This is a genomic window from Nostoc parmelioides FACHB-3921 (genome assembly GCF_014696625.1).
Classification (GTDB): Bacteria; Cyanobacteriota; Cyanobacteriia; order Cyanobacteriales; family Nostocaceae; genus Trichormus; species Trichormus parmelioides.
On sequence record NZ_JACJQL010000036.1, the window covers coordinates 26,544 to 45,483 of the forward strand.

General features: G+C 40.4%; 16 protein-coding genes. 5 read left to right on the forward strand and 11 right to left on the reverse strand.

Annotated features, from left to right (window positions below; genetic code table 11):
* Positions 1–41: 41 nt before the first annotated feature.
* Complete coding sequence (locus H6G14_RS21070) at positions 42–3,071, reverse strand: CHAT domain-containing protein (protein WP_190569288.1); 3,030 nt, start codon at positions 3,069–3,071, stop codon at positions 42–44.
* A 68-nt stretch (positions 3,072–3,139) separates the two neighbouring features.
* Here H6G14_RS21070 and H6G14_RS21075 point away from each other — a divergent pair, with 68 nt between their 5' ends.
* Positions 3,140–3,721, forward strand: coding sequence for a Uma2 family endonuclease (locus tag H6G14_RS21075; RefSeq protein WP_190569290.1), 582 nt, complete (start codon positions 3,140–3,142; stop codon positions 3,719–3,721).
* A 219-nt stretch (positions 3,722–3,940) separates the two neighbouring features.
* Positions 3,941–4,336, forward strand: a complete 396-nt coding sequence (locus H6G14_RS21080) for a ribosomal maturation YjgA family protein (RefSeq protein ID WP_338421208.1) — start codon at positions 3,941–3,943, stop codon at positions 4,334–4,336.
* 19 nt (positions 4,337–4,355) lie between these two features.
* On the opposite strand, the gene H6G14_RS21085 is transcribed toward H6G14_RS21080, so the two are convergent.
* A complete protein-coding gene (locus H6G14_RS21085; protein ID WP_242053500.1) occupies positions 4,356–5,561 on the reverse strand; it encodes a lysozyme inhibitor LprI family protein in 1,206 nt (401 codons plus the stop codon).
* A 301-nt stretch (positions 5,562–5,862) separates the two neighbouring features.
* On the opposite strand from H6G14_RS21085, the gene H6G14_RS21090 reads away from it, so the two are divergent.
* Entirely contained in the window at positions 5,863–6,222 is a 360-nt protein-coding gene (locus tag H6G14_RS21090; protein ID WP_190569296.1) for a hypothetical protein, read from the forward strand.
* A 194-nt stretch (positions 6,223–6,416) separates the two neighbouring features.
* Here H6G14_RS21090 and H6G14_RS21095 read toward each other — a convergent pair whose 3' ends face one another.
* From H6G14_RS21095 to H6G14_RS21130, 8 genes are all read right to left on the reverse strand, one after another.
* Positions 6,417–7,085 (reverse strand): hypothetical protein, encoded by a 669-nt coding sequence (locus H6G14_RS21095; protein ID WP_190569298.1) that lies wholly within the window; start codon positions 7,083–7,085, stop codon positions 6,417–6,419.
* A 167-nt stretch (positions 7,086–7,252) separates the two neighbouring features.
* On the reverse strand, positions 7,253–8,395 hold the full coding sequence (locus H6G14_RS21100; RefSeq protein WP_190569300.1) for a WG repeat-containing protein: 1,143 nt from the start codon (positions 8,393–8,395) through the stop codon (positions 7,253–7,255).
* Positions 8,396–8,459: 64 nt separating this feature from the next.
* Positions 8,460–9,083, reverse strand: coding sequence for a hypothetical protein (locus H6G14_RS21105; protein WP_190569302.1), 624 nt, complete (start codon positions 9,081–9,083; stop codon positions 8,460–8,462).
* Between the two features lie 39 nt (positions 9,084–9,122).
* A complete protein-coding gene (locus H6G14_RS21110; RefSeq protein ID WP_190569304.1) occupies positions 9,123–9,617 on the reverse strand; it encodes a hypothetical protein in 495 nt (164 codons plus the stop codon).
* Between the two features lie 65 nt (positions 9,618–9,682).
* The gene (locus H6G14_RS21115; RefSeq protein WP_190569306.1) at positions 9,683–10,720 is read right to left on the reverse strand and encodes a glycosyltransferase family 47 protein; all 1,038 of its coding nucleotides are present in this window, start codon (positions 10,718–10,720) and stop codon (positions 9,683–9,685) included.
* Positions 10,721–10,893: 173 nt separating this feature from the next.
* On the reverse strand, positions 10,894–12,819 hold the full coding sequence (locus H6G14_RS21120; protein ID WP_199326247.1) for a purple acid phosphatase family protein: 1,926 nt from the start codon (positions 12,817–12,819) through the stop codon (positions 10,894–10,896).
* 198 nt (positions 12,820–13,017) lie between these two features.
* Complete coding sequence (locus H6G14_RS21125; RefSeq protein ID WP_190569308.1) at positions 13,018–14,118, reverse strand: ABC transporter ATP-binding protein; 1,101 nt, start codon at positions 14,116–14,118, stop codon at positions 13,018–13,020.
* 239 nt (positions 14,119–14,357) lie between these two features.
* A complete protein-coding gene (locus H6G14_RS21130) occupies positions 14,358–15,074 on the reverse strand; it encodes a GUN4 domain-containing protein (RefSeq protein WP_190569310.1) in 717 nt (238 codons plus the stop codon).
* Positions 15,075–15,373: 299 nt separating this feature from the next.
* Here H6G14_RS21130 and H6G14_RS21135 point away from each other — a divergent pair, with 299 nt between their 5' ends.
* Positions 15,374–16,795 (forward strand): NADP-dependent isocitrate dehydrogenase, encoded by a 1,422-nt coding sequence (locus H6G14_RS21135; RefSeq protein ID WP_190569311.1) that lies wholly within the window; start codon positions 15,374–15,376, stop codon positions 16,793–16,795.
* Positions 16,796–16,884: 89 nt separating this feature from the next.
* Here H6G14_RS21135 and nagZ read toward each other — a convergent pair whose 3' ends face one another.
* On the reverse strand, positions 16,885–17,982 hold the full coding sequence (nagZ, locus tag H6G14_RS21140; RefSeq protein ID WP_190569313.1) for a beta-N-acetylhexosaminidase: 1,098 nt from the start codon (positions 17,980–17,982) through the stop codon (positions 16,885–16,887).
* A gap of 603 nt (positions 17,983–18,585) precedes the next feature.
* Here nagZ and H6G14_RS21145 point away from each other — a divergent pair.
* Positions 18,586–18,903: a hypothetical protein gene (locus H6G14_RS21145; RefSeq protein ID WP_190569315.1), complete on the forward strand. Its 318-nt coding sequence runs from the start codon at positions 18,586–18,588 to the stop codon at positions 18,901–18,903.
* Positions 18,904–18,940 lie beyond the last annotated feature (37 nt).

The following is an 18,940-nucleotide window of genomic DNA, read 5'->3' on the forward strand; positions in this document are numbered from 1 at the left end:
TCGACTTCTTGAAGAAGTCGGGGTTCTCAAATCTTGATACTTTAAAGCCCATTGCCAATTATAATAAATGATGCCCAATAATAGGGATAATTAAACTGATTATTGCCTGTCAATAAGGAAAGTTGTGCTGTACGTAAAGCTTCAGATTTAGTTAAATTACCTGTTTTTAAGACGCTATAAAAGCCATCCATTAATGCTTGTGTGCCGCCATCAGAAACAGCCCATAGTGAGGCAATGGAAGCTTTTGCACCTGTTAATTGAATTTGGTATCCTAGACCGAGAATTTCTTGACCATTACCTAATTGATTACCTAAACCTGTTTGACAGGCACTCAATACTACTAAATCGACATTTGGTAAAGACCAATTTTCTATATCTTTAAGGGTGACACGATCGCCATTACCAAATAGTATAAATGAACTTTCTGGATCACCACTTACCAGCATCCCATGAGTTGCCAGATGGACGATTTTATAATCGTTCATTTGGGGAATTGTAACTTGGGGACTAAAATCATTATCGAAAAGTATTTTTGTGTCTTTAATTGTCTTAGCTAAATTGTCTACTTCGACTTTAGCAAATGGTAACCCACTAAATACTTCTTGACGTTCGCCTACGGCTACTTTATAGTCACCTTTGGTAAATGCTGCGGCTAAAGTTGGTAGAGAGGCTTGGGGTTTGCTGTTTAATTTAGTCAAACTAGCGGCTGTTATATTATTAATGATATAACGCTCGATTAGCCAATTTTTGCCATCATACAATGCAGCTAATGGTATATATCTGAGTTTGCTATCTGGAGCGTAAATAATTGCTTGAGCATTAGCCTGTTTCAGGTCGTTTTCTATAGGTTTAATAAGCCAGTTATATAATTTATTGGCTGGTATTTTACTATCTTTATAGGGAATAACTATGGTTTGTCGAAATTCATTAATTACTTGATTTAGTTCTGCTGGTTTGACGGGAACTGGACGATGAATGGGTGGTGTATCCGCCGTAACGACAACTAACTCTAATCGGTCATCTAACACTAAGGGATATAATAAGACGGCTTTTTTGTTTAACTGTCGTAAATTATCCCGCAAAGAATTAAGTTGTCTTAAGCTGAGGTTTTCCTGTCCAGAATTGACAGATAATTGTTGTACAAGAGCGACTACAGCAGGTGTTTTGGTAAATTTGTTAAACTCAGCCATGATTGTTTGCTCAAGTTTCACTAATTCAGCAATGCGTTTTTCTTGAGTGGCTGTGCGTGCATTTGCTGGAGTTTTGCGGAGGTTTGTTAGTTCTTGCCCAAGAGCGATCGCTTGATCTTGAATGGCGCTATACTTTTGGGATATCTGCTGTTCTTGGGGTTGCAGTGGTAATTTTTGGCTTGGCTGTGGTTCTGTATTCACTCCCCTTTGTCCAGTATTAACTACTGCTGTTGTTGTTTGGGGTTGACTACGGCGATTACCAATAAAATCATTGGCTTCTTGGATTTTCAGTAAATCTAAAACTTGCTGTGCTTCGCTGGGACGGTTTTGTTTGAGTAATAAATCTGCAAGGCGGCGATATCTCTCAGCGACGGTTTCTGTGTAGGATTTTTGGATATCTGCGGGGATGGTGCGTAAACTTTGGCGAATACTTTCCGTAAGGTTTACTGATTGCTTGTAAAATGCGATCGCTAGTTGTGGTTGATTTTGTGCAGATAGGGTATCGCCTAAAAGTTTGAATGTTGCGGCTTCACTGACTTTATCGCTAACTTGTCTGTGCATGGCTAAAGCTTGCTGATACAATCCTGAAGCCTTCTCTTGCTGGCCTTGCTTTTGATAGATTTGTCCCAGATTACTTATTGTCACACCTTCCCCAGTGCGATCGCCTACTTCTTGATAAATGGCTAAAGCTTGCTGATTTAACTCAATGGCTTGTGGGTACTTACCTAAACTACTTTGCACCTTAGCAATATTATTGAGAGTTACAGCAATTCCCGGTTTGTAGCTATTCTCCTTATATATATTTAGAGCTTGTTGATACAATTTTAATGCTTGGTCATATTTACCCAAACTCAAGTAAATTTGTCCAATATTATTGAGATTTAAGGCTCTACCTTGGAACTGAAAAGAGTCCTTACCAAAAGCATCGCCAACATTAGCACGACTGGCGACTTGTTGCAAAGCTTGGGAATTTTGACCTAAATAATCATAAAGTAGTTTTATCTCTTGTTTCGTAGCTTTTTCTGAATCATGATTAATTCTGCTATAAATATTTGCTGATTCTTCTGCTAATTCTAGAGATTTTTTATATTGACCCAAACTAAAATTAGTACTGGCAAGGTTATTAATAATTGCTGCTTTCGTACCAATATAATTTGAGCAGCATTCTTGCAGATTAGCTAAACCTTGCTCATAGGAATCTAAGGCTTGTTTATAGTTGCCTAAATTAACGTAAACGACACCGATATTATTCAAAGTTTGAATCCCACCAATTTTATCATCATCAGCTTTTTGCATTGCCAATGTTTGCTGATAAAAATCGAGAGCTTTTGTATATTGTCCCATACGAAAATAAACCGCACCAATATCAGCTAGCAGAATTTTTTCGCTAGTAGGATAATTAGAATCTTTGGAATTAGCTGCTTTCAGTTCTTTGATAATAGCTAAAGCTGGTTGATAATATTCCAACGCCTGGGGATACCGTCCCAAATTGACATATACTTCACCAATATAAGAAAGGGATATCCATTCATTTTGGCGGTCTTTGATTTTCCTGCGAATATCTAAGGAGGACTGAAAATATTCGAGCGCTTTTCCATACTCCCCTTTACGAAAATACACATAACCAATATTTACAAGGCTGTTTGCTTCTCCAGCCTTAGCACCATATTTTTTAAAAATAGCTAACGCCTGCTGGAAATTTTCTAAAGCTGCTTGTAACTCCCCTACACCAAAAAAATCCTTGTAAATAAGGGATTCACCATTACTATTCAACATCACAGCTTGTGTTATCTGTTCTTCGGTGGTTGGGGTTGGTGCTTGTGCTAGAGATGGGGAAGCTAGAGTTAAAATTAGAGTTAAGGGAATAACAGGAAGCCGCATATATGTATTAATAGTGACAAGATGCTTCCCATAATAATCGTGATCACTAAAAATGTTGGAAATTGCTTATGATTGCCTCACCTGAACCAGAATACCTTACACCTGAAGAATATCTCCAGTTAGAGGAAACCAGTCCTATCAAACATGAATACATCAACGGCTACGCTTATGCAATGGCTGGAGCTACTGATGCTCATGTCACTGTTGCCCTGAACCTTGCTACAATTCTCCGTAATCACGTACGTGGTTCTGGTTGTCGTGTTTACATTGCTGATATGAAAGCCAGGATTGAATCTTTAAATAGATATTACTATCCTGATGTAATGGTTACTTGCGATCAACGGGATCAGGAAACGCCTAATCATAAAAGGTTTCCTTGTTTAATTGTAGAAGTTTTGTCTAACTCTACTGAAGCTTTTGATCGAGGAGATAAATTTGTAGATTACCAGGAAATCGAAACTCTCAAAGAATATGTTTTGATTAATACAAAACGTCAGCGAGTTGAATGTTTTAAACGTGGTGATAATGGTTTATGGATTCTGCAAAATTATACAGAGCATGATAAAATGTTTCGCCTCGATAGTGTTGAGTTTGAAGGAGCGATCGCCGAGCTTTACGAAGATGTTATTTTTGAACAAACTCTTCTATAAATTACAACATGATATTTAATCAGCGATTTAACCAAGATATGAATATTGCTAAAAAGATTATGAATCAATTCAAATCTAAGTTGTATTCTTCACTTGATCAATGGATTAACTTGGCAGGAGCTACGCACCTCACAAAACCTTACCGCTCAGACTTTTAATTTAGACAAATTTTAAAGAAGAATGTTACGATCCTGGCGAAGCACACCCAGGAAATCAATCGTGCCTAAAAAATTCCGTAATCTCAAGTGGCTGAGATTTAATCATACCTCTTTCACCCTGTTTGCGATTTTATTTGCAATAGTTGTGATCATTGCCCTCTTCTTCCGAGATGATTGGATTAGACCGTTACTGGGCGACGTTTTAATTGTCATGGTGATTGCTTACTTTGTTCATGCTTTGATTGCAGTCCCACTACGGAAGGTTGCTATTGGAACTCTCATCTTTGCCTACTTGATTGAGTTTCTTCAGCTTGTTAATCTCATTGATATTTTAGGCTGGCGAAACTCCCAACTAGCTCATTTAACAATTGGATCTACTTTCGACTGGCGAGATTTAGTTGCTTATACGCTAGGGATTGCGATCGTTTTCCTCAGTGCCAATCGTTTGCAGTCATAAATTAGTCTTATTTTCCTCTTTAACGAGTATTCATCATTGCTTTGATATGGCGTAAACGTCCCAGATTTAAACGATTTGGGCATTGCTTGCTTCTGCCTTGACTACCAAAAAACTGTGACTCAAACTTGCAGTACTCAGTTTGATAACGCTCCCAAAGAGGTTGAGTTGTATATTGGAAAGATGTAACTGGCGTTCGCTGTTGATCGTCTTCTGGATCGTATACAGCTATCCCCTTTAGATCCGCAATGCGATCGTTATTTAGCCGAGCTAAACAGCGATGATAGAGCATCGGTGCCATAGAACTTTCTTTAAAAGGTTCAACCAACTCAATACAATGGGCTTCACGATAGTCTTGCCAGTGCTTCTGTGCGATCGTAAATGTTGGCTGATACTGTTTCGATAGTCTTTTTGCCCAATCGCCATAAATGCTTGATTGCAAAAGCTGAGTTGTTTTCGACCAATAGACCGCGCATCGATTTAACCCCAACTGCGTCTTATCCACACACTTTAGCTCTGGAATTCCAGGTAGCACAGAACCACTGGAGAGAGCTAAACCACGAGCAGGCGCTTTCAAAAGTTCTTCCAGTTGACGAATTCGAGCCTCTCTGAGACGCTGATGACATTGAGCCAATCTCAGGGTGTTCAGGGAGAATAGAGCTTTTTCGATCTGGCAATACTGAGTTTGATATTGCTCCCAGTGGCGTTGCACCGATGAATTTCTCAATTTGAGTCGATCAAGTAAGGATTCAAATCGAGGATTGCGAGATTGGAGGGTTATAACCTCACCACCTCTGTGCAATTCTAGAATGCGATCGTTATTCAATCGAGCCAAACAGACAGATGTTGCAATTGGAAAATCTGGCGTATTGCGTAAGCGTTGAGTTAACTGTTGGCAGTGTTGTGTTTGAAAGTGTTGCCAGGATTGATCTGCGATCGCCAGTTGATGTTGAAGGGGTGGAATAAGTTGCGACTCAACATCTTGATAAACCAATGATTTGAGCAAATGAGTTACTTCTACCCAACGCTTCGCACAGCGATATTCACCCGCTTCAACCTGTCGAACACAGTCCGGTTGCAAAACTCCGGCAAATCCTAGTATCACAGTTGGAGAAAGTTGAGTATGTGGCGCAGCATCTGACGCAGGGATAGCTTTGCTCGCTTCCATACCAAGCTGAGTTCCTACTAAAATGACACTAGCAAATATCGCAGCCCTAAGTTTTATCATTTTTCTAATCACCAATCCTGAGTAGCCTTCAACCACTATCCCTGGCATTTAGATTGTATGAGCTTACTCGTTCAAACGGGACGATAATCCCAATTACCAATCATAGTAACTGTATAATTGTAGTATCAGTGGAAAAGAGCGTGGCCACCGTCGATTCATAAATAAGCCTTTCTGGATGGCACGCACCCAAAAGTAAATCGCTCAAACTAATCAAATCAATGCTGCGATCGCGTAGCAGTCCCTACGAAGCATCACATTTACTATCCAAAACAATTTTGCTCTTTATTGTTCTTACAAACCGATGACGCAGTTGTTAGCACTATTAATTTCCTGGGGAATTGAAATACCTGTAGTGTTAATTACTTCAGCAAAGACACAGCAATTTTCTTCCCGTGAGGATATCTATAATACGTCGATTATAGCCTTTGCTGCAACTCTCTTCACCCATCCCCTAGCTTGGGAAAGTAACCAAATACTAATTCCTCACATGGGCTTTCTTTTGAGAGTAGCACTGATAGAAAGCTTTGTGGCGATCGCAGAAGGTATTCTCTATGCTATATTTTTAAAATTAGGTTGGCAAAAAAGTTTATTTTTATCCATCATTGCCAATGTAAATTCCTTTTTAGGAGGTTTGCTAATATATAAATTATTACAACAATAAATATTAATTAATTTAGGCATTAAGCGTTTACGTCACTTCCTTATGTTATTGTCAAAGCTAAGACCGAAATCGTAATTTTATCTTATGTATATACTGCTGCGACAATCCCATACAAAACACGAGTATTGATGAATGAGATTCTAGTAAAACCGACAAAGAATAACGTACTTAAGAATGTAATTAACTGGCAAAAATTAACTGTGTTTTTTGTCAAATTTTAATTTTTTATAAACCATTATTATCCCAGCCAAAGATATTGCAGAGATTATCAATTTTAACAAATTCAGATGATTAAGTAAAGATGGTAATGGTCGTGTATCTTGAACTTGATAAGCTTTTGTTTCTGAAGTTCCTAGCTGAGAAGTATAAACAACTGCTTTATATTTTAAATCGAGAGATGTGGGTGCGATCTCGACAATTTCTAAAACATCAGCAACTTCTTTTATGCCATATATATCTGGTAGCAATCTCAGAGATGTAATGCTATTATTTGCTGGAATTAACAGAGATTTTTTGCTATTCAAATCCTTAATAGATTCACCTTCTTCACTCTTAACAATCTCTTGAGATTTAAGCAAGCTTTTTTTAATTGCATAGATATCACTATATTCTCGATATCCATTTAAACCTAAACATTTACCTGACTGAAGAATTCTGTTATATGTTGGCAGGTTGGGATTTTGTGACTTAATATGTGCAATTAATAAATAATTAGGATATTTATCAGGATTGGTAATTTTAAAACAGTAATTAACTCGTGATTCTCCCGGAGTTATAACATCTGCCAAAGCCACAGGTAATCGCATATAGTTGATTAGCGTTACTGTGATTAATATTTTGAAAATATTTTCCAGGAATTTCATAATACTAAAATGGAAATTAATTTACAATTACTAGTTATATCCTAGTTTTGTATAAATAGTTGATAATGTTCTTAAATCAAGATTTGCAGTGTTTGTAATGTTTACTTTACCTAATCATCTGCCAAATATTCTTTCACAGATTCAATAACTGGATTATAATTCTATAACTACTGGGTTGGTTGCCAAATATATTTACCAGTGCTATCAATATATCCAGATGCTTCTCCAACTTGCACTTGTGCTAACCCATTAGAGAAGGAATAAGCACTATCAAACTGTGGTGCGATCGCTAGTTTACCAGTGCGGTCAATATATCCCCATTTCTCTCCAATTTGTACATTTGCTAATCCCTCAGAGAAATAACCAATTTTATCAAATTTTGCTTCAATCACTGGTTTCCCTGTACGGTCTATATATCCCCATTTTCCGTCAACTATTACTTGCGCTAACCCATTTTCAAAAACCCAGGTCATATCAAACTGGGGTTTAATTACTAATTTACCAGTGCGGTCAATAAATCCCCATTTTTTTTCAATCTGAACTGCTGCTAAATCCTCAAAAAATGACCAAGCCGCATCAAATTGAGGTTTAATGAATAATTTGCCTTTTGGATTAATAAATCCCCATTTTTTACCAACTTGTACTACTGCTAAACCCTTAGAAAATGACCAAGCAGTATCAAACTGGGGTTTAATTACTAATTTACCAGTGCGGTCAATAAATCCCCATTTTTTACCAATTTGAACTGATGCTAACCCCTCAAAGAATGACCAAGCGTTTTCAAATTGGGGTTTAATTACTAATTTACCAGTGCGGTCAACAAATCCCCATTTTTTACCAATAGTAACTAAAGCAAAACCATTGACAAAATATTCAAGCATATCAAACTGTGGTTTAGCCACAAACTTACTACTACTGTCTATAATTCCCCACTTTTTACCAACTTTGACTCTAGCAAAACCATTTAAAAAGCGATCGCAATTATCAAACTGTGGCTTGATGACCAATTTGCCTTTGTGGTCAATATATCCCCATTTCTCACCTACTTGAACTTGAGCTAATCCCTCATAAAACGATCCAGCATAAACAAACTGGGGTTTAACCACTAATTTTCCAGTGCGATCAATATATCCAGATTTCCCATTAATTTTTACCTTCCATAACTGGGGTAATAAATTCTCTTTTGCAGACTTAACTGTGATAGAAGATATTGATTGATGAGTATCACTAGATATAGATGGAGTTGGCAACAATGTTATCCCAATTATCGCTACTAGCAAAATCAAGGGATGGTGAATATGAGATTTCATATTTGTGACTGAATAAGTAGTAATGTCACTTATCCATAACTCAAAACTAGCTTAATTGTCATCCCTAAAAATCATCGGATACACGAAACCAATACCAATCACCGTGCAAGTAAAATACTTGGTACTTAGCAGCACCAAATGGACTTCCTTCACGATTAGGTTGATGGACAAAACCATAGGATATGACATCAGGACTTAGACCATCACCACCCCAGAAAACACGAAAATATACACCACCACGGGAGTCGATAGCATATTCGTCAACTTCATATAAACCAAGTTTGCGGTTTAATGTGGTTTTTCCTGTTGCAGAGATAGGAAGTTGTAACCGAACTTGTTCAAATGCCGATTGCGATATCATAAATGCTAAACGACGGGGAATATAGAACTTGAGCAGGACATAACAAACTAAAACTATACCTGCAATGATAGTAACTTCTCTCCAGGGTACAAAAGTGTGCCAGGAAAGCCTAATAATTTTCAAATTCCGTCTTCCTAAAGTTCTCAATCCCCAGAAGAGAATTGCCAATACTGCAATTGGTATACAAACAATTGACACCAGCATGACTGGAAAAAAGAAACTATTTAATGCACCAGGGTAAATACTGATAATTAGAATTGCGACACCAATCAATAAGGTTATACATATTGCTATTTTGCCAAGTATTTTTATCTGAAGATTATCCATAGTTAATTGAAAATTTTCATCCTAGCAAGTGTTGCATTATTACGATAATTTTCTTGAATTGTGATGCGATTGCTTTGGTTTGGGTTCCCAATTAAAATCATGAGGACAATCGCATCCTTGAGCTTGGTTGCAGTTAATTACCATCATGCTAAAGCAAAAATTTAGGAGAGTCCCGTTATCAAATTTTACTTGTAAATTGCCTGGACTACGAAAACCAGCACCACTATAACCAATAATTTGATACTTAGAACTTAAGTTTGAGACATTAAAGAAATATGGTTTAGGACTGAAGCTAGAATCACCCTTTAAATCATTTAAACAAAAAGCTTTTGTGATATATCTTTGTGCGATAATTTCTGCTTCTTTTGCAGATGGATCGCCAATTGCACTGATAAAATTATCGGAGATTTTGGTGATTAAATTAGCTTGAGTACAGTCAATTATATAGGTTTTTGGAAAAGTAATACTTAATAAATGATATGTCAAACCTAGTGATAGAATGATAATAATTGAAATTTGTATAAGTTTTTTCATTGACTACAAAGTAAAGTGCTGTTCTAACTTTGTGTTGCTGATAGGAACAGTTTGTTCACGAAGTGCTACAAATGAAAGCAGAACATCCCATTACGGGTAGCAGCGATTACTCTTTGATGTGCAGTATCTATTGCGATCGCCTGTATAATTGCATCTGTTTGGTACTCTGCTTTCACAACTCCATCTTGGATATTTAGCAAAGCGAGGGTTTTTCCTGCCCCTAATACTAAGGTTTGGTCATTGAGAAAAGCAATATCACTTTGCCAATAATTTTCTTCATTATGCTGATGTTTGAGGTAGGGTAGGGAGACTTCCCAAACTTTATAGAGAACAGAAGTTGGTGTAGGATTGTTATTTATTCCCCAATGACTGCGATCGCTAAATAGCTGGGAACGATTAAATCTACGGTATGTCACCAATAGCTTGCGTTCAAAGTTATACCAAGTATGGATAAAAGCGTCTTCGTTGGGACTAAAAATAATAGTATCGTTATGACAGCGCATATCCCCCCAAAAACCTCCTCGAAGGGAAAATTTACCAGTCGCTAAATCATCAATCCAATGAAGTTGAAAATAGCTGAATTGGTCAATTGATGAGGTTATAAAAAACTGCATCTTGGGGTCAAATACCAGATTGTAATTATATTCTGTCTCAAAAGCAAAACGCTTAATTATACCCGATGCCAATTCCACTAGATACAGCGAAGCATAGGATTCGACAACGATGATGTACTGATGACAGGGAGTAATCGTGACACAACCTGGTATATCGGTGAATTCAGGTAACTCTAGTTGCTGGATACAGCTAAAATCTTCCCAGTGAAGAATTTCTAAGACGGCATTGACTGGCTTGTATGGAAGTTGGTAAATATTATTACACTTAATAATAGCGATGCTCCAAAGGATCTGGTCTTTGAGCATCGCATTTGCTTGGGGTATTTTGGTAAGTAAACTTAATTCTGTATATCGTTCCAAATAAGACTCTAACAACATCTGGGGTGTATCGGAAACATCCCAACGTACCAATTTGTAACGCTTTTTCTCAACAGTTAAAGTAATTGCCTCTTGCTTATTGGGATCGTAAATTAAAGTTTTGCAGTTCATATTTTCGGCAGTATAAACCTATTCCCTTAGCGTACGACTTTCCCATTTTGGCACGATGACCCCGTTTATGACTGAATCATCACAATTATGACCCTCTTCAGTTCGACGACTTTTTCACAAAATATTAAGTCCCACATCGCCTTACTTAGAGGGATGACATTTAGCCAAAAACTTTAACTTTCTCGTTGGCGTAATTTTATACCTAGACCACCCAAAGCAAAAGCCAAGAAACCTAAAATTGCACTTGGTTCAGGAACCGACTGGAAAATCTGTCCATTGCTATCTACCAACAGAGTAATGCCGTCATTGTAGGTACGGCGCTCAGTACGCACTAAATTATAGTTTTCGTCAAGAATAGGAAAAATATACACAGGTGTCAACGCGACCTTGGCATATTGGTTATTTCTACCACTGAGTCGTTCTAAATTAACCTCAAGATGTCCGTAGTGTTTGCCACCATTGATTAATTGCCGCCCACCCGACATTTCTTGCCAAAATTCGCCTTCGCTTTGGTCGGCTGTCCATTGACTAAACCTGTTGTAGTTTAACAAAGGATCGCTCAAGCTAGAACCAGCGCGTTTCTCGCCTCGTAATCCGTCACCTGCTACACCCACATCATAGTAATGTACGCCAATACCATCGCCGTTTTCATCTACAAAACTGCGCTCGAACATTTCACTATGACCAGACAAAACTGCCAAGACACCATACTGCTCAAACATATTATGGTATTGGCGCATTGGAGTACCGCCCTGACCTGTTGAGAGATTATGGTTCATTGGTTGTCCGTGTTCGCCACTACTGTATGGTGCGTGATGAAACTGCACGAAAATCATTTGACCTTTAGCTCGTGCATCTGCTAATTGCGCCTCTGCCCAATTCCATTGGGGGCTACCAGGGTTGAAGTCAGCCAAGTCAGTACCACCAGCCGCTTCATACTGTTCCCGTGTATAGTTTTCTTGAGTGTCAGTTCCTGTGCCTGTATAATCTTGTCCACTGATTCTAGGCGGTTGTCCTGCGCCACCGTAGTTACTGCGGCGATCATCAGGTTCACCATTAGAACTATCGAGGGTAATGATAGTGATGGGGCCGTAGTCGATACGATAGTAATTATCCTGATGCTCTGGTGTACTGTTATCAGGTGCATCAAAATATACGTGATATTTATCACGGCCAAATTTCGGGCCAAAACGTCCATCAGCATCAGTACCATAACCACCATTGAGAGCGCCAAAGTTCTCCCAATTACCGAGGGCTGGTAGGATTGGGTATTGTGATAACACACTGTCAAATTCTCCGGCATTGTGACGGAAAAATTCGTCCCACCCTGGTTGATAACCGCCGCCTTGTACCAAATCGCCCGGCATCATCAGGAAGTCAGGATTGCGGCTATTAACGATCGCTAAATTATTTCGGTAACCTTCATTTTCAGTTAAGGCATAGCGTAAAGTCTGCGAACCACCAGAGCCGGAAGTGCCGAAGGTATCTGCCCATCGACTACCAATTAGCTCAGGGCGTGGTGCTGAACCTGGAGCCAATGCGCCTGGTTGCCATTCACGACGGGTAGAGCGTCCCAATGGCTCGGTTTCACTATCAGACATGGCGATAAAGCGAATGCTGTCCCAGTTGTCTCTAGTAGGGGCGGTTTTAAAGAATGAATTAAAAACACTCGACCCTTGGGACACCGTATATTGATATGTTGTTCCTGGTTGCAAACCACGCACATCTACTGTGTGTTTGTAATTGTTATCACTGAGTAACCAAGAACCTGGAGATAGACCAGCAATATTTTGATTTTTCTCGGCGTTGGTATATGTAAGTACGGACTGGTATGTAGGTGTGCTAGTGAAGGTGAGGGGATTGGTTAGACCAGTTCCAGTAATTGAGAGGATACCGGGTGTGTCTTCCTCTGTAAACCAAGTGAAATATATACCTTCGCTGGAAGGCTGCTGTAGATAGGGATTGACGCGAAAGGGGGATGCGGTGGCTGAAGAGCTTGTTGCCATAATCAATCCAGTGGTGAGTGTCATAGCGATCGCCAAAGGCCGGGGGAACATCGTCGCTATTTGCTGCAAGGGCAACTGGTTGAGGGTAGACATGAATTATAATTCCGTGGGGTTTCCTAGTCTTTCTGCTCTGGACTGGAGCTATTGAGTTCTTATCTTTCTCAAGTGAAGAATAGGTTAAGCCCCCCATACCCCTAGTTTAAGGAATTGTGGAAGAGCTTCAATGGAGCGATCGCCACCAAATTCCAGCCTACAAGCCGCAGGGGTTGAAACTGGGGTGTAGTCGTTTAGTCAATCCTGGGGTGATATTTTATAGCCAGTCTGAGGATCAAAAATAAACAACTGATTTAAATCGAGTTGTAGAGAAAGGCTATCGCCTGAATGTAGACGCACGTTTCCACTCAATTGAACACTCAATAGTACTGTTGAATCGGGTAAACTCACACGAACTAATGTTTCCCTTCCTAAAGGTTCAACTAATTTGACATCGACTAACAATCCTGAACTCTGGTCATTAATTGCGTCGGAATTAATTGAAATGTGTTCTGGACGAATGCCCAAATTTACTCGTTGTCCCGGACGCAGTTGTAAATTTTCCCTAAGTAATGCTGGAATTGCGAGTAATTGTCCATTGACATCAAAACCTGCAAGTTGATAAGTTGCAGGCAGAATATTCATCGGTGGATTACCTAAAAAAGTTGCCACCATTTGATTAGCAGGACGAGCATAAATTCCTTGAGGTTCACCAATTTGTTGAATCCGTCCGCCACTTAAGACCACAATCTTATCAGCCAAAGTCATCGCCTCGACTTGATCATGGGTAACGTAGATAGTTGTAATGCCTAATTGTTGATGTAACTGCTTTAATTCTGCCCTAGTATCGTCTCGCAATTGGGCATCTAAATTAGACAAAGGTTCATCTAATAAAAATACTTGTGGTTCACGGGCGATCGCTCTCCCTAATGCTACCCTTTGTTGCTGACCCCCGGAAAGTTGCTTGGGTTTGCGATCTAACAAATGATCCAACGAAAGCGATCGCGCCACATCCACCACCCGTTCTTGCACAATTTTCGGGTTAATTTTCCGCATCTTTAACCCAAAGGCGATATTTTCCGCCACCGTCATGTGGGGATAAAGGGCGTAATTTTGAAACACCATCGCCACATCGCGCGCTCTGGCGGGAATGTTATTGACCAAGCGATCGCCAATAAACAGATTACCTGATGTGGCACTTTCTAAACCAGCGATCGTTCGTAAAATTGTAGACTTACCACAACCAGAAGGCCCCACCAAAACCCAAAACTCACCATCCGGAATTTCAAAGGAGATTTCCTCAATTGCAGTGACGTTGTTAAATCGACGCTTTATATCTTCTAAACGAACTTTTGCCATTATCTTTAGTCATTGGTCAGTTGTCAATTGTCAGTTGTCATTAGTTCTTTGGGGACTTCCAGAAAATAAATTATTCAATGGGTCAGAGCAAATATGATCATTGTATTATTCCTCCCCTGCTTCCCCTGCTCCCCCTGCCTCCCCTGCTTACCAAAGCGATTGTATATTTTTTTAGTTGGAAGTCCCTTTCTCTTCCTTCCCCTGCTCCCCTGCTTCTTTCCCCCAGTCCTCAATCCCCATCACTTCGACCAAGCAGGATGAGCAAATAACGAAGCAATCACCCGCACCCCCCGCAATTGATTAGAAAGGGGTAGATGACCTCTAGGCGCAGTTAAATTCCAAGTAAAGCCATTCGGGTAGCGAGTCCAGTTATTACCGCTTTTCCAGCCAATTTTCGGCCAGAAATTATCCCAGTTTTTCCCTAAACTCAACCAGATGTCTCTCTGTACGGAAAAGCCAAACTTACCTTCAGAGTGAACTATCCACAATTGATTAATGGTTTGTAAGTCGTCAGAGGGAAAGCTATCCACGTCCGTAAAATACAGCCATTTCCTTTTGACAGCCATTGGCCCTGCTATTTCGCACATGGTTTCAATGGTCAGGAGGTCTGCGGCTTGGAAGTCTTGTTGAGCTAGTAACTGTTGCAAAGGATTGTAATTAATCCCGCAGCTTGATTTTAGAGTTACAATGCCCTCAGGAAAATTATTTTGCAAAAATTCCTGGGCTTGAGGTGCATCAGACCCGTAAAGGACTTGGTAGGCTTTCCCATCAATCCAAGTCGCTGGGTTCTCACGACGTTTCAGTAAGAATTCCATTAAAACATCTAATCCTTCATTGCCCACATCAGCCAACTGTAGGATTATCTGTTGTTGAACTTGGATAGACCCAGCGATTAGCCGTTGCCTGAGGGAATCGATGTCATTAGCAGTGCCTGATACAATCATTGGGTCTGTCATGCCATTACTCGTAATTAGCGGGAGAGTGAAAAAACGGTCAGCTATCGGCCTTCTTTACGGCGAAGCAATGATAGCGAAAAGTAGTTTACTATTTTTGATCGTACAAAATTGCGGCGGTTTCACTGAAAATCCTATACCAGAATCCTCCAATGCTGTAAAAAGATGAATAGGGGGAAAATCTGCGCCTCAATGAATGATGGAGTAGGGAGTAGGGAACGGAGGCGAAAACAACAGCAAAAATCCTAATTCCCAATCCCCAATCCCCAGTACCCAACGTATCTTTGTGGAGTGTGTGAAATATGTACAACAAGATTACCCCCCCTACAACCGGAGAAAAAATTACCTTCAAAAATGGTGAACCGGTTGTGCCTGACAATCCAATTATCCCCTTTATTCGGGGCGATGGAACGGGAATTGATATTTGGCCAGCTACGGAAAAAGTACTGGATGCGGCGGTAGCTAAAGCGTATCAAGGTAAGCGGAAGATTAGTTGGTTTAAGGTTTACGCTGGGGATGAAGCCTGTGATTTATACGGGACTTATCAGTATTTACCAGAAGATACCTTAACAGCTATTAAGGAATATGGGGTGGCAATTAAAGGGCCTTTGACTACTCCTGTCGGTGGTGGTATCCGTTCCTTGAATGTGGCACTTAGACAAATTTTTGACTTATACGCCTGTGTACGTCCTTGCCGTTATTATGCGGGTACACCCTCACCCCACAAAAATCCTGAAAAACTGGATGTAATCGTCTATCGGGAAAATACGGAAGATATTTATCTAGGAATCGAATGGAAACAAGGTAGTGAAATAGGCGATCGCCTCATCTCTATCCTCAACAAAGAACTCATCCCCGCCACCCCAGAACACGGTAAAAAGCAAATCCCCCTAGATGCTGGGATAGGAATCAAACCTATCAGCAAAACTGGTTCCCAGCGCCTAGTACGTCGCGCCATCAAACACGCCTTAACATTGCCCAAAGACAAGCAACAAGTGACTTTGGTGCATAAGGGTAACATCATGAAGTACACCGAAGGCGCTTTCCGTGATTGGGGTTACGAATTAGCCACAAGTGAGTTCCGCCAAGAGACTGTCACCGAACGGGAATCTTGGATTTTAAGCAACAAGGAGAAAAACCCGAATATCTCCTTGGAAGACAACGCCCGTCAATTTGACCCTGGTTTTGATGCCCTTACCCCAGAGAAAAAAGCGCAAATTGTCAAGGAAGTAGAAACAGTTCTTAACTCAATTTGGGAAACTCACGGTAACGGGAAGTGGAAAGAAAAAGTGTTAGTGAATGACCGGATTGCTGACAGTATCTTTCAACAAATCCAAACCAGACCAGATGAGTATTCGATTCTGGCGACAATGAACTTGAACGGCGATTACTTGTCTGATGCGGCTGCGGCTATTGTCGGCGGCTTAGGAATGGGGCCAGGGGCAAATATTGGCGATGCTTGCGCCGTGTTTGAAGCTACCCACGGTACAGCACCTAAACACGCCGGCTTAGACAGAATTAACCCAGGTTCAGTCATTTTATCTGGGGTGATGATGTTGGAGTATTTGGGTTGGCAAGAAGCCGCAGACCTAATTAAGAAAGGTTTAAGCGATGCGATCGCTAACAGTCAAGTCACCTACGATTTAGCTAGATTACTCGAACCACCAGTTGAACCCCTAAAATGTTCTGAATTTGCCGACGCAATTATCAAACATTTCGGTTAATTAGGGTCATTAGTCATTAGTCATTAGTCATTAGTCAACAGTTAAAAATGAAGGTTTTTAATCATGGACTATTGACTATGGACTATTGACTATGGACTACTCTCAAAACAACAAGCGATCGCTAATTCGCCATGACGTACTAAAGTATCTTTATCTAACATCTGTACAGAATATTCTGGAGTTACCGCCAATAATCTTTCGATTCTCTCCTTAGCGGACTCCACCACTAATTCAGCCAAGGTACCATCAGTTAAAGCATCAGCAAAATCTTCGGCAATTTTATAGGTACGCTCGATAGAAGACGCGTAGATATTGCGAGAAACAATAAATAAATCACAGCCAGCATTAAAAGCCCGCGCGACTGTACCACGTTGCATAAACATATCGGAAACTGCTTTCATGTCTAAGTCATCAGACACAACGACACCCTGAAAACCAAGTTCTTCCCGCAATATAGTCTTGAGGATGGGGCGGGATAGGGTAGCTGGTAAATCTGGGTCGATTTTGGGAAATAAAATATGAGCGGTCATAATCAGGGGAATCCCTTCCTCAATCAAAGCTTTGAAGGGAATAAGTTCTCGATTTTGTAATTCCTCTGGAGTCAGGTTGAGAATTGGTAATTCCACATGGGAGTCTTTGCTAGTATCACCATGTCCGGGGAAATGTTTGGCGCATCCCACAATTCCGGCTTCTGTCAGTCCCAAATAATATTCCCGCGCACCAGTAGCCGCAGTTTCAGGAGTATTCCCAAAGGCGCGAGAACCGATAATCGGATTTTGCGGATGGGAATAAATATCAGCTACAGGAGACCAAGATAAGTTGATGCCTAAAGATTTTAATTCAATTGCCGTGGCTTTTGCTACTTCACGGGCGTGCGATCGCAACAACAACGCCTGAGGAAATCGCGTAATCGGTAAAGGTGTCCTGACAACGCGTCCTCCCTCATGGTCTAAGGTAAAAAACATCGAATCGCGTTCTGTATATTCTTGTATTTGGCTATGTAACTCCTGAAAAGTCTCCAGCCAAACATCATAAGGTACACCATCTACAAAGTTTTTAGCAAAAAATATTACCCCTATCGGTTTCAATTCACCCAGAGCGCGTTTATCTTCATCACTCAAACTAGTACCAGAAATACCCAGAATCAAGTGATTTCCAAAACGTTCTAGTCTCTGCAATGCCGGCATAATGCTTAACCTATAGTTGTGTAGCTAAAGACTGGATTAACAGCATAAATAATCTCAGCCCTTATCCTACACCCTCAATAGAGGTAATTAATACCAATTCAAAACTCAAAATTAACGCCGTGTGCAACTTTCTCTCAGACCTAACCCCCAACCCCTTCCCTACAAGGGAAGGGGCATAATAATTAAAGCCTCTCTCCTTGCAGGCTACGGTGTACACACATCTTTTTGCTGGGTGCAAAATGTCGTTCGATCCCCCTAAATCCCCCTTAAAAAGGGGGACTTTAATTCTTGTTCCCCCTTTTTTAAGGGGGGTTAGGGGGGATCAAAACGTTATGGGGCTAGGTTATTAGACTTGTGTGTACACCGTAGCTCCTTGCAGGGGAGAGGTACCCTGCGGGTACTCCTACGGAGAACTCGTAGAGTAGCAAGCTATGGAGAGGGGTTTTAAGAATAAGTCGCACATCGCGTAAATTAGGAAAGCCAAACAAAATATGGGTTTGGATATATCTATATCTGTAGATTAATGATGTTCCCACACTTAAAAGCCCCCTAACATCTCTTAACAAGAGGCTAATTAATCAATCTTATTAATCATGAAAACTTGTGAACGAGTATCAAAACCTCACCCATGAGTCTTTTATTCTCGTGCGCGAGTATCAGAATCTCGTCCACGAGTCTTTTATTCTCGTGCGCGAGTATCAGAATCTCACTCATGAGTCTTTTATTCTCGTGCGCGAGTATCAGAATCTCACTCATGAGTCTTTTATTCTCGTGCGCGAGTATCAGAATCTCGCCCATGAGTCTTTTATTCTCGTGCGCGAGTATCAAAATCTCGCCCATGAGTCTTTTATTCTCGTGCGCGAGTATCAAAATCTCGCCCATGAGTCTTTTATTCTCGCAAACAAGTCAAAACTTTGTTGAGATGCGCTATCACCCCACCCAACCTACCATAATGTTT